This window comes from Spirochaetota bacterium, assembly GCA_004297825.1.
Classification (GTDB): Bacteria; Spirochaetota; UBA4802; order UBA4802; family UBA5368; genus FW300-bin19.
This window is the reverse complement of sequence record SCSX01000081.1, coordinates 1-11,920: the sequence shown is the minus strand read 5'-3', so window position 1 is coordinate 11,920 and position 11,920 is coordinate 1. Positions and strand designations below refer to the sequence as shown.

Sequence of the window (11,920 nt, the reverse complement as noted above, 5' to 3'; positions counted from 1 at the left end):
CCGTTACGAATACAGTCCCTATGGCCTGGGGAATAGCACAAAATTCATCCGCACGCACCATGACATCCGAATACCCGCCGACCGTTTGTCTGCTGTCGAGCATACGGAAGCGAACCATGGTCGGTTTAGACAGAAATCCGAACCGCTTCTCAAATAGCTTAGTGCCGGTATAAGCGCAATTTATCTGATCGCCCGACAATACGAGATCCAGCCAGTCAGTGATAATTCTTTTATGGGATTCAAGAAACTTGGAATCAACGCCCTTGACGCAAAGCTGCCTTAGATAAATACCCGGACGAGGGTGTTCATATATCCAATCGATTACATCGAGCACGCGATTGATAATGGGTGCTGCTTCTATCACCTTTAATGGATTCTTCGCCAGCCACGGCGACAGGTCGGGAAACCTGCTGAGGATTTCACTCGAAGCTTTGGTGAACAGTGCAAGTTCCTTTGTCCGTCCCAACAATTTTGCCGCCTGTGAAGGACTCTCGAAAATGACAGCCGTAGGAATCTTATTGTTCCCAATTATTCGGTTGTTCACCTCTTTCCACTCGATCCTGAACGGTTTCGTGACGTCGGATTCCAGGTATTCCCTGATCCATTCTTTTACTTCGGAATAGCGTTCGCTCAATTCGAGGGGGGTTGGTCCGGAAAGGGCCATTTTCATGGGGAACAGACCCTGGTTGTCCAGAGTTTCGCGCAGAATGCCGCCATTCGACCATTTTTTATTTACCGCGGTCTTGACCGCCGCGATTGTGGTCCATTGCCTGCCGTAATTCATCGGAGCCGCGCCTCTTTCTCGGTCCGGTACTCTTCAATCGTGAGGTTCCTGATCCTTGACTCCCGACCTTCAGGGGAATCGACAAATCCTACGTTTGAAACATACGGCTCGATTATATGGATTTTCTGCAGGGGCGTCACGATCAGGAGCTGCATATTGAGCCTGTTAAACAGCTCCAGTCCAAATCGTGCGGATTCGTCCGACCCGCGGCCAAAGGCTTCGTCAATGACCACAAAACGGAAGCTTCGCGACTTGACCTCACCCCAGGAGAGACCAAACTGGTAGGCAAGACTCGCGGCCAGCACGGTATAAGCTAGTTTCTCCTTCTGGCCGCCCGATTTGCCCCCCGAATCGGTGTAATGTTCATATTCTTTTCCGTCTTCGATCCAGCGTTCGGAAGCGGCAAAGACAAACCAGTTGCGTACATCCGTCACCTTTACAGTCCATCTTTTGTCGATATCGCTGCATGAATCGCGTCCGCGAAACCGGTCAATGATGGCGCGTACCTGGAGGAACTTCGCCTCGGCATATTGCTCGTCCTCGGATCCGGTAAGGCTTCCTTCGGTGCAAGCTTTCAGGGATTGCCGGAAATCACGGATCTCGGCGTCCGGGCTGTCCTGTGCCTCAAGACTGATATAGCGACCTTTGTTGTATTCTATATTCGACAGTGATTGATTGATTTTTTCAATTCTTTCCCGGATGACCTGGCGTCCACGGTTGAGCTGGGACTGGAAATTCGCGATTTCGCGTATCGTGTTTTCGTTCAGGAGGTCCTTGAACCGTGACTCAAACCTCGGCAGATCGTCTTTCTCCAGTCTTGCCATCATGGCGCGAAATTCAGGCGCGCTCTCAAGACGCGCGTCTATATCCGTCGTCTCCGCCACATACTCACGGCGGTAGTCCTGCATGGTCCTGATTATTTTCTCTTCGAGGCTTTTAAGACGCTTGTCCTCGGCATCGATCTTTGCCTGGATCCATTCCCGCACGTCCTGTTGGCGGTGATCGGCGGACTCGAGAGTGATTGCATGGTTGCCGAGCGCCGTAGAGCGGTACTCATTCAATTGGCGCGTGAGATTGGTGTCCTCGGGACCTGCGGCGGCGATTACCTCGCGGCACTGTTCCAGCGACATCGACGCCTGTTCCTTTTTTTCGGCATTTTTTGCCCCCGTCTCTTTTTCCCGGTCTCGCTTGTCCCTCAATTCTGAAATGGCGGTTTCGATCTGCTCCAACTGGCAGTTCAGGGTCGCCAGAATATTCGAGGCCTCCTGAAGCTCTTTTTTTTCGCGTTCCAGCTCATCTATCTGGAGCGAAATCGGCTGCCAGTCAATTTCCTCCCAGGACCTGAACCCGTCAAGCCGGGTGAGCAGCGTTTTTCGTTCGGAGGCGATTTTGATTTCATTTTGTATCGAGCCGATGGCCGTCCCTTTGGAGGCTATTTCTTTTTCGAATCTCACAAGCCGCTCCTGCAGCGACGCCATTTTAGCCTCGTTGTTCCACCCGAGAACATACCGGCTCCGGTCTTTTATGTCCCGGCGATCGTCTTTTTCATGGCGGTTTCCCGCGCCCTTGATCTGGCCGGCGACGGTGATCGCCAGCTTTTCGCGCCTGAATTTTTCCATGGAATCACAGCAGGCATAATCGAAGCGCCGGGCAAGCTCGGCGCTTATCCAGGAAGACAACTCGCTCCCCGGCTTGATGTCAAGCTTGCGAACGAGCGACTCGGGGTGAAGGTCCTCGTCGCCTCTTGACTGCTTCGCGGAAATTTTGAAATAGACTATCCGGCCCCGGCAATTAGTCCTGTCCACCCATTCCGAAACGGCCGGATAATACCGTTCCGGCACCAGCAGGGAAAGCCCGAAGTTTCTGAGGAGCCGTTCGATCGCGCCCTCCCAGCGGGATTCGTCGGGACGGACCATGAGGAGTTCTCCCGCGAACGGCATCTCGTTCTCGTCGATGTCCGTTTCACGGCACATATCCTTCCTGATCCCGATTTGAACAGAATCGATGTTGCTTTTTCTTTTCCGAAGCGACTCCAGTTCTTCGTGAACCTCCTTGTGAGCGTCCCGGAGCCCTTTAAATTCAACCTCGGCCTCAACCCGCGAATTGTGCAGCGCCGTTTCACGTTCATCTGTCCGCTTCAATTCTGTGTCGATGGAGTTTCTATTGTTAAGAAACGCATCCATCGATCCGTCGAATGGGATAGATGACTTGGAAGCAATTTCCCGGTATTCCTCGGCCTTGCGCAGCCGGGCCTTTTTGTTATCCAGCAGCGTGCCTATATCGGTTTTCAGCCGCTCGAGACGGTCGCCCCCGTTCCTTGAAATCGCCTGCCTGATATTGTCCCTCTCGGCCTGCTCATGGGAGAGCCGTTCGTCGATCTGGAGTATGCGAGCTTCGACCTTTCTCCGTTCTTCGTCCAGGTTCGCGATCCTCTTTTCAAGAAGGCCGGCCTTGAGGCGGGAGAAATAGGATCGAAGCCCGTCGCGGCAGGTGCGCAGCGATTCCCTTGCGCCTGTCACCTCCGCATGGCGATCGAGGTCTTTCACCAAAGGAGCGAGTTTTTCAAGCTGATTCTTGGCTTTCAGTACCGCATTATGGGCCGTGTTGAGATCGTCAAAATGAGCGATGAGCGCCTCGATCCGCTCGCCGATATCGAAAGATTCAAGCATATGGGCACGCACGAAATCGGTAAGGTTCCCCACGGTTTTCATGGAAACGGTTTGAAGGAAAAGCTCAAGAGCCTGGTCATTCACGATACCGAATCGACGTCTGAATGACATGGCGTAGGGCGGATACCTGTCATATACCTCGTCGACATGTTCCATGGCTTTTAATCTTTTCTTGAGCTCGCGAATATCGGGACCGAATCCCGCGAAGTGCCCGGAGATGCTCAGGTCCGCATCCGCGACCAGGTAGAAACGGTCAGGCTGTCCCGCCTGGTCCTTCTGCCAGAATACCTGGGCGAGGGTTACGGTCTGCCCGAAGCCGCTATTGGTGAAAACCCCGAGAATCACTGAATAGCTGTTATAATCGCGGAGCGGGACCGGACGGGCGCGGTATCCGTCCTCGCTCCGCTCGGTCTTGTAATATCCCTGGATGTACGATCGCAAGGTCCGCTCGCGCGTTTCGGCGCCGGCCGCTTTGTTGTACGAGATGCGGTGCGCCGGAACGAGAAGCGTGGTGAGGGCGTCTACAATGGTGGATTTGCCGGTACCGATGTCTCCCGTTACGAGTATATTTTTCCCGGCGGGATGAAGGGACCATACTTTGTCATGGAAGGTTCCCCAGTTATAGAGCTCGATCCGGGAAAGGCGAAATCCGGCAAGCCTGTCGTCGTCCATGAATTCGAGGTCCATCTGCCCGTTCATTCTTCATCCCCCGCTTCCGAATTGCCGAGGTTGCGTTGAACATATTCCTTCAGCTTACGGTCGAATTCGTGGAGCCACTGTGCGTCTATGAAGGCCTTGAGTATCCTTCTGATTTCGATTTTATTGTTTTCGGTCTTCAGCCTGCGGATAAAGCCCAGCTCGATCGCTTTATTGAGGTGAGCGTCAATCTGGTCGACGATTCTCGCCTCATTGCTGCCTGGCGGGAGAAAGGTCCGCATCATCTCAACGATTTCATCACGGCTTACAATGAGGCGGCGATCGCCGCTGGATGCGTCATGCTCGGTGAGCCTTCTGCGTAACAGGGCCAGGAGCAGGCTCACCGGATAGGAAAGCTGTCTCCTCGCGGCCAGGACGGGAAGGCCGCTCTCGACGGCCCACGGCGCGTTTTTCAGCCAGGCGTACCCCTCGTCCTCGTGAATTACCAGTTCCAATCCCAAAGTTCGGACATAATCCCGAACGGACGACTGGCGTGACATGAGTTTATGCCATAAAGCGGGATCATCTTCAGCATACGTTACGCCCTTGAGAAGCGATATAACAATCAGGGAAAAATCCCTTTCGAGATCACCTGGCTCCGTCATTGCCGCTCCTGTTCAATATGATGTAGGGGATATACGCGCGCATTATAACACCCGACGCGGTGCGCCATTCCACGAGTTCCCGCCGCTCTTCGTCGAATACCGAAAAAGGGCTTTCACTCGCGATGGAGATGTAGGCGATCAATTCCGCGAGCCCCCGGGAAATCGGATATCTTTTTAATAGAGAGTGTAGCGGTATCTGGCCGCTTTCATTAAGCTCTTTTTTAATGTTCGACAGCAGCACTGATCTGTCGACATACGTCTGATCGAGGAGCGCCTGATAATCTATGTCGGCACCGTCCGCGTCCTGCACCAGGGCCGGGATGTGTCCCTGTTGCGTGGAAGAGTACATTCGCCGCTCCATCGGCAGCCGAATTTCCGCCGAGGAATCCTCTACCGACATGAAGTCTCCTTGAGGAACGTTCATCTTCGTCGACAATGCCGAGGTTGAAATGCTGTCCAGAATGCCCATTATTCTCTTATTTTCCAGATATACCCGGTTGTCAAGGTAACGCCTCAACTGGGAGGAAAGATTCGCCACGGTCCGCTGAGTATGCTCACCCGCGTCAAGCCAGTCAAAATGTATCCGCTTAAGGCGAAATTCTTCTGAAAATCCGGCGATCGCATCAAGTGCAAACACTTTTTCTATGAGCGCGGTGAGCTCATCCTGACTTTGCGGCGCCATGAGAAAATCCCAGAAGGCCCTGAAGCTCCGGCCCTGGTCGGATCCCGTGATCGCGTCGCGTTCTCCGAATATCTCCTCTAAAAGCGCTCCTTTGCTCCCGTCCCATGCCGCAATCTTTTCCCTTACCCGGCCGTCCAGTTGTCTGAAGTTGTGGTCGACCGTCCTGAAGTCGGATAAAAGCTCTCGCGCCATCGCGCTGAATTGCATGAAACGGTCGCGCAGGGCCGTCTGGTCCATGATTTCCAGCTCGCCGCGCCGGATCGCGGCAATTTCATCGTCCAGTTGCTTCTTCTTTTTTTCCAGCTCCGTAATACGCGTTTCGGCATCCTCTTCCGCGCCCAGGACCATCTGCCTCAGGAGCTCGAATATGGTGAGCAGACGGGATTCTGTGCCCACGAATGCGCGGGCGGAAAGGCTTTCAATCCAGGTCATGGTTTTTTCAACCGAGGGTGCCAGGTCATAATGGGGTTCATCGGAGCTGTGGGGGTAAAACCTTCGGAGCCAGCCCCTGTCGTTGTGGGACCAGTCGTCAAGATACGATTGCGCGCTCCTGGGGAAGGCGTCCTGGCCCTCTGCATCCCGAATCCGGTAGAGCATATCGTCAAGCATTGAGGCGAGGTTCGATTGACTGATATAACGAATATTGGGCTGGATAAAAGCCCGATCAAAAAAGGAGAGAATCAGCGGCGCATTCTCGGCCCGTAACAGCCTGAGTGCCGGATGGGATTTGAAAAGCTGAGTAATCGAATCGAAAGAAAGACTCAAGGAGCGTACCTGTCGGTGATAGTTTCACCTTTCCCATGACTGATCAAGTCTGGCACAAGGTGAATTCCACTAAAAGTAAAAATCAAGCATCTTTCTCGAAACATTGGCTTGTTTCCAGTGCTTTTTGCAGGGGGTGTTCAACAGCGGACACCCCCCGGCCGGGCACAGACGCGACATCGTGTCGCGTGCCCAGGTGCGCACAGGACGTGCGCCTGCACGCGCAAGCCAGGATTTTCCTTTTTCCCCTCCCTTGATGGGAGGGGCCAGGGGAGGGTGAAGCTCTGTTTGTCGTAAGGCGACGAGATTTTCTGCTCGCTGATGCGTCATCAGGGGGATTGATACTGACTATACTGCACGATAGATATTTTCCGTTATCCGACCGAGAGCGAATCGGTTACGCCTTGCTGTCGGCCGTTTCATTTAACCCCAAAATTTCCCGTAATTCCTTTTTCATTACTCCAACCCGGTGATGTTCAATGAAGTACATCGCGGTAATTACCAGAAGAAAAATAACAGGAAATAACGCGTTTATATCGAGTACAGGCTCGGTGACGTAGTTGAGAAAAAATAGTACCATCATATAGAGAATAAACAAAGTCATGCCCAAGGGCAATTTTGAAATCACCTCATATTTTCCATTCTTTATCGTGCAGATATTTTTTGTCGGGATTATGGATTCGAATCTGAAGAAGGAGAAAAAATGAAACCGCGACGCGAAAATACATTCGGTTTTTGAAATAAACTTGAATTTCCCCTCCGGTTTGACAATCGTTTTGTTGATATCATGGCTCACATCGACCTGATGATTAAACACGGATCGGCTGAACGGTATTCCGAATCGGAAAAAGCTTTCTATCAGCAATTTCTGTCCGAGTATTTCTAGTGTCGATAAAATCAAGAGAACGAGAGTGAAATTAAATTCAATGTTAGTCATGATACACCCACATGGTTAAATTTCGAACGGCTTTCCATCATTCACTATCCCATTTCCCCGTACCTTTTGCACTATCGATCAGCGCCTGTCCGAATCGGGTCATTAACCCGCTCTCAATCATTTTCAACGCCCTTTCCCTGTTCCTTTTTCCCCACCTGCTTTTCGGGTTGCGCGGGGTGAATTTCAGAAAGCAGCTTTCCTTATCGCGCTTGATCGCTTTGCTGTCAACCCAGCCGAAACAAAGCGCGTTTTCAATAGCGTCGTGCCAGCGCACGCTCAGAGTCGTGCTGTTTTTATGATAAATAATCAGCCACACGGATTTCTCAATCTGCCCATTGTCGCTCAACCATCTGCGCCATTCTTCGGTTGATGCGGCGTGGAGGGTTTTGGTGGGATTTATGGGTTCCATGGGTATGCAATTTGATTTGTAGTTTAGCTTATTGTGCTCAAAATGTCAAGGGAGTGGGGAGACCTTCCGCAGGCTGAGCCCGCATTCGTCTTTGAGTGGAAATTAATTGACTTTCAAGGTCAAAGCCCTATCATTGAATAAAATCGAGCGATTGGTACCCTTTACTTAGCTATAAAACTTATGAAATCATTACTCCTTAATAAAGCAACTATCGCCCTCTCCGGCCTGCTGTCCCTGGTTTCACTATTGAGCTTCCTGTTTTTTGGATGGCTTCTGCTGGGCCACCTGGGTCTGCCGTACAATTCGGAAGGCAGATATTTCGACGTGAATGAAGGAGTCGTATATCACCAGGAATCCATAGTGGGTCTTACGGTGGTCTGCCTGGCCTCATTGATTGTTACCGTATCTCTTGCGTTTGTGTGCAGCAGGGTAACCGGGCGATTATTATTGGGCCGTAACAATATCCGGCTAAGGAAAGGGCATCGTTGGAATACCGAGCGGTTTTTGCAGGCAGCCTGCGATCAAATGGTTAAGGAGCTTGATTGGGATAGCATTGATTCCGGATGCTTGCACCATACGGTAAGCAAGGCTAAAACGATAGATGGTCGGCAGATCATTGTCGGCGTGATAACGGAAATGAATATGTGGGAAGAACTCATCGAACACATTCGGGACGAGCGCGCGCACTGCAATTTCCCGCGGGAAACCCCTGTCTGGTTGTATGTGCCACAAGATTTGTCGATACCGGACCTTATGGCCGGAACAATGAAGATTCGCCGTATTTAATTTTGTCTTCTCCGCTGGGGACATCGTGCGGAAGAAGTCCTTCTCGGTCGGGTACCGCCCTTTATAGATGCTGTTCAGGAACAACAGCGGCACACCCCCATTAAAAAATTTTGTGCGGTTCCGCCCCCTCCTGACAAATAGTTACAGGAAGCCGCGGGCGGCGTTGGATGGTCCGATACAACCGGAATTCTGATGCGGCAGGCGACCTCCACATATTCGATCCGGGGGCGGCAGCGGAAACACATGCCCGCCTGACAGCGCCCCGGAATTCAAGGAGGACGTATGAAGCGAATGCTGTTTCTTTTAGTTTCGATGATGTGTGCAACAACCCTGCTCTTCGCGGCAGAGGAGGTCAAGGCGCCGGAAAAGAAGGACAATCCCCCGGCAACACTTTTTGGCGGGATGGATTTCAACTATTCGGGATACGGCGCGCTCATGTACCAGAACACGACCATAGGCGGGCACATCGCCCACCTGGCGGGCGCCAGGGGCGGGCTCATACTGGACGACTCGTTTGTTATTGGGTTGAGCGGGATGGGTGTCGCGTATCCCAACAGGCGCGAAACGCTGTCGGGGGAGCCCAACGACGGGTTGAAGCCGTACGCGGAGATCGGGTGGGGCGGACTGCTGCTCGAGTATCACCTGTTTCCCAAGAGCCTGTTCCACGTCTCCATGGGGCTTACCGTGGGGGCCGGGGGGATCTCCTTTTCCAGCCATAAAAGCGACAATGATTCCCATGACGAGTATGACGGCGACACGAAGGTCTTCTTCATGATGGAGCCGGAAATAGGCGCCTATGTGAACCTTACGCGCTTCTGCCGCCTGGGGGCGCTCGTATCGTACCGCCTTTCCAGCGGGGCGGACCATGGAGAATTCCATGACAAGGATATCCGCTCGTACGGCGTGTCTGTCGCGGCGCAGTTGGGATGGTTCTAGCGCGGTGAAGCTGCCGCGGGGGCGTTGCGACGCCCCCGCGGACGGGCGCACGGACAAATCTGTTGACGGAAAAGGAGGGCGATGATAATCAGGAGGGCGTGCCCGCACCGTGATTACAGGCGTTCACAAGGCAGGGAAGCTCCCGTATGGCCGCACACATTTCACAGCGCTCGCGTTTCGCCGAGGTTTTCCTCGACTATTACCCCGTCGCCTACAGCGCCGTCTATTCGAAGATCGGGAACGCCCACGACGCCGAGGACATCTGCCAGGAACTGTTCCTCCGCCTGTATACCAGGCTGGACGGCGTCGACAATGTGAGAAAATGGATCTTCATCGCCCTCAACTTAATCATCAAGGAATATTACCGGAAAAACAGGCGGGATGTCGCCGATATCGACGACATCTTTGACGATGCTGCACTGTCGTTCGTCAATGGCTTTCGCGACACGCGCATCATCATAAAGGAGGTGCTGGAAGAAGAAGGGACGTACGCGGACGATCTCGATCGGGTCGTCTTCGAGCTGGTGGCGATGAGCGGCTACAGCTATGCCGAGGCGGCGGGACAGCTCGGCCTCACGAGAAGGCAGGTTGAGTACCGATACACCCAGATCGGGGTGCGGGTCAAGGAGCGGTTGAGGCAGCGTGGGGTGAAACACCTGGAGGACCTGCTATGAGCGGGATGAGCGAAATCCTGTCGCGGTTCGCTCTCGCACGGCACGTGCCGCCCGAGATACGCCGGCGCGCGCTCGTGTCGAAAAGGGCGGCGCTCGTGAAAACGCTGAAGGCGGCGGGCGCGTACAGCCCCTATTTCGGCGCGGTCGCGGGGGTGGCGACCCTTACCCGCAGGCTCGGAGTCAGGCTCTCAATGGCGCAATGCGCCGCCGTGATGTGGACGGCACTGGCATTCCTGGGCGGCGGGGCGATCGCGGGCAGTCTCGCCCTGGGCAATCTCGCAGTAGTATCGGCCCTCCTGGATGAGCGGCATGACGATCAGAAAACAATATCCCCGGATGCGGCGCATGAGACTAAGAAGGCCGGGTCTTCAGTATCGGACGAAAAGGACGGAAAGAAACGGAAGGGGGAGGCGTCCTCGCGCGATAAAACGGATTCTCTGGAAACGCGGGGGAAGACGGGATACAGGGACGGAACGCGGGACGGGAAGGCGGACGCGCCGGACGAGACAGCCCTTGAAAAACTTACCCCGCCGGGAAGCGACGATTCGGATTCGAAGAAAGACCGCGCCGCGCCGCGGGGGCCGGTCATCGGTATCGGCGCGTTCGAGACCGAGAACCTGGACGGCGCGCAGGGGCCGCTTTTCGCGGCAAGGCTGGAGCAGGAGCTTGCCCGCATCCGCGGGAGCGCGGGCGTGGTGAATGTTCTTGACGGGAACAGGAATTTCGGCGCCCGTTATCTGCTGGTGGGTTCCGTATCCGGCCTCGGGGGGCGGTTCACCCTGGACGCGCGCCTGGTCGACACGCAGGACTCGTCGGTCATCTACGCGGAGAGCGTACAGGGCGGTTCCCTGGACGAGCTGTACGGGGCGTGCGGGTCCCTTGCCCGGAAAATATCCGAGAAGGTAAAATGACGTGAAGCGCGGGAGGGTCGGCATGAAGGCGGCGGTGAAAGTAACGGGTCGGATAGTATGCGCGGCTCTCCTGGTGCTCGCCCTGGGGACCGCCCGGGCCCATGCGGCCGGTGAGAAGAAGCGCCTGGCCGTGCTCGATTTCTCGGCGAACAACACCTCCGATGCCAACGCCCGCATCGTGCGCAACGCCTTCGAGGTGATGCTGTACAAGACGTCCCTGTACAACATGCTCGAGCGGAGGCAGGTGGAGCTCGTCCTGAAAGAGCAGGGATTCCAGGCCAGCGGGTGCGTGGACACCGCGTGCGCAATCGAAATAGGAAAAATGCTCTCGGCGGACCTGGTGGCGGTGGGAAGCCTCGACCGCATCGACATGTACATCGTGAGCGTAAAGGTCATCGATATCGCGAACGGCAGCGTGGTGTATGCGGATAACGAGCGCTCCGCGAACGAGGGCGGGCTCTACAACGCGCTCGAACTGCTCGTCGCGCGCTATTCGGGCCGCGCCGCTGCCCCGGAAGAAAGCGGGAAGGCCCGGCCCGAAAAGAATCCGTGGGAGCAAATGAAGGAGTGGTTTGAGGACGCGGAAAAGGCCCTCCCGGAAAAGAAAGCGGACAAAGACGGGTCCGGCCTGTCATGGTACGCAGGGGTCATGAACCAGTACACCCGGATAGGGGGAATCGATGCGAACCTCTCGGGCGCGCGCGGGGGCATCGTGCTCATGGATTGCCTGACCGTGGGCGTGAGCGGAATGGGACTCACGTATCCGACCAGGCGGGAAAAATTCGAGGGAAGGCCATACGTGGGGAGCTATCCCAACGTGGAGATGGGATGGGGCGGATTGCTGCTCGAGTATTATCTGTTCCCGAAAGAAAGATTTCAGCTTTCCTTTGGCACTACCATCGGGGCGGGCGGGTATGGATTCACGAAGGCCGGCGATACGGGAGATGAACCGGACAACGGCGCCGGGGGTTCCTTTTTCTTGCTGGAACCCGAGATAGGGGGTTACATAACCATGCTCCGCTATTTCCGGTTCGGCGTGCTGGGGTCGTACCGCTATACGACGGGCGCG

The 11,920-nt window shown here is 54.7% G+C and carries 11 protein-coding genes; 5 read left to right on the top strand and 6 right to left on the bottom strand.

The genetic code is table 11. From position 1 onward, the window contains the following. From EPN93_18180 to EPN93_18155, 6 genes are all read right to left on the bottom strand, one after another. A partial coding sequence (locus EPN93_18180; protein ID TAL31289.1) for a hypothetical protein occupies nucleotides 1-784 on the bottom strand: 784 nt, incomplete at its 3' end. Continuing rightward, nucleotides 781-4,152, bottom strand: coding sequence for an ATP-dependent exonuclease SbcCD, C subunit-like protein (locus EPN93_18175; GenBank protein TAL31288.1), 3,372 nt, complete (start codon nucleotides 4,150-4,152; stop codon nucleotides 781-783). The genes EPN93_18180 and EPN93_18175, both read right to left, overlap by 4 nt. Then, nucleotides 4,149-4,754, bottom strand: coding sequence for a DUF4194 domain-containing protein (locus EPN93_18170; GenBank protein ID TAL31287.1), 606 nt, complete (start codon nucleotides 4,752-4,754; stop codon nucleotides 4,149-4,151). The genes EPN93_18175 and EPN93_18170 overlap by 4 nt, the downstream gene beginning before the upstream one ends. Then, nucleotides 4,738-6,201 (bottom strand): DUF3375 domain-containing protein, encoded by a 1,464-nt coding sequence (locus tag EPN93_18165; protein ID TAL31286.1) that lies wholly within the window; start codon nucleotides 6,199-6,201, stop codon nucleotides 4,738-4,740. Before EPN93_18165 ends, EPN93_18170 begins: the two co-directional genes overlap by 17 nt. A gap of 394 nt (nucleotides 6,202-6,595) precedes the next feature. After that, nucleotides 6,596-7,135: a hypothetical protein gene (locus tag EPN93_18160; GenBank protein ID TAL31285.1), complete on the bottom strand. Its 540-nt coding sequence runs from the start codon at nucleotides 7,133-7,135 to the stop codon at nucleotides 6,596-6,598. A gap of 37 nt (nucleotides 7,136-7,172) precedes the next feature. Then, complete coding sequence (locus EPN93_18155; GenBank protein TAL31284.1) at nucleotides 7,173-7,544, bottom strand: hypothetical protein; 372 nt, start codon at nucleotides 7,542-7,544, stop codon at nucleotides 7,173-7,175. Between the two features lie 180 nt (nucleotides 7,545-7,724). Here EPN93_18155 and EPN93_18150 point away from each other — a divergent pair, with 180 nt between their 5' ends. The 5 genes from EPN93_18150 to EPN93_18130 form a co-directional block, all read left to right on the top strand. After that, nucleotides 7,725-8,330, top strand: a complete 606-nt coding sequence (locus tag EPN93_18150) for a hypothetical protein (GenBank protein ID TAL31283.1) — start codon at nucleotides 7,725-7,727, stop codon at nucleotides 8,328-8,330. 282 nt (nucleotides 8,331-8,612) lie between these two features. Further along, on the top strand, nucleotides 8,613-9,266 hold the full coding sequence (locus EPN93_18145; GenBank protein ID TAL31282.1) for a hypothetical protein: 654 nt from the start codon (nucleotides 8,613-8,615) through the stop codon (nucleotides 9,264-9,266). Between the two features lie 146 nt (nucleotides 9,267-9,412). Further along, nucleotides 9,413-9,940: an RNA polymerase sigma factor gene (locus tag EPN93_18140; protein ID TAL31281.1), complete on the top strand. Its 528-nt coding sequence runs from the start codon at nucleotides 9,413-9,415 to the stop codon at nucleotides 9,938-9,940. Continuing rightward, complete coding sequence (locus EPN93_18135) at nucleotides 9,937-10,851, top strand: hypothetical protein (GenBank protein ID TAL31280.1); 915 nt, start codon at nucleotides 9,937-9,939, stop codon at nucleotides 10,849-10,851. The genes EPN93_18140 and EPN93_18135 overlap by 4 nt, the downstream gene beginning before the upstream one ends. A gap of 22 nt (nucleotides 10,852-10,873) precedes the next feature. Beyond that, nucleotides 10,874-11,920: hypothetical protein (locus EPN93_18130; protein TAL31279.1), on the top strand; the 1,047-nt coding region annotated here is incomplete at its 3' end.

Coding starts and splice junctions, on each gene's coding strand:
- EPN93_18145 (TAL31282.1), top strand. CDS start 8,613: ATGAAGCGAATGCTGTTTCTTTTAGTTTCGATGATGTGTGCAACAACC.
- EPN93_18140 (TAL31281.1), top strand. CDS start 9,413: ATGGCCGCACACATTTCACAGCGCTCGCGTTTCGCCGAGGTTTTCCTC.
- EPN93_18175 (TAL31288.1), bottom strand. CDS start 4,152: ATGAACGGGCAGATGGACCTCGAATTCATGGACGACGACAGGCTTGCC.
- EPN93_18160 (TAL31285.1), bottom strand. CDS start 7,135: ATGACTAACATTGAATTTAATTTCACTCTCGTTCTCTTGATTTTATCG.
- EPN93_18135 (TAL31280.1), top strand. CDS start 9,937: ATGAGCGGGATGAGCGAAATCCTGTCGCGGTTCGCTCTCGCACGGCAC.
- EPN93_18150 (TAL31283.1), top strand. CDS start 7,725: ATGAAATCATTACTCCTTAATAAAGCAACTATCGCCCTCTCCGGCCTG.
- EPN93_18170 (TAL31287.1), bottom strand. CDS start 4,754: ATGACGGAGCCAGGTGATCTCGAAAGGGATTTTTCCCTGATTGTTATA.
- EPN93_18155 (TAL31284.1), bottom strand. CDS start 7,544: ATGGAACCCATAAATCCCACCAAAACCCTCCACGCCGCATCAACCGAA.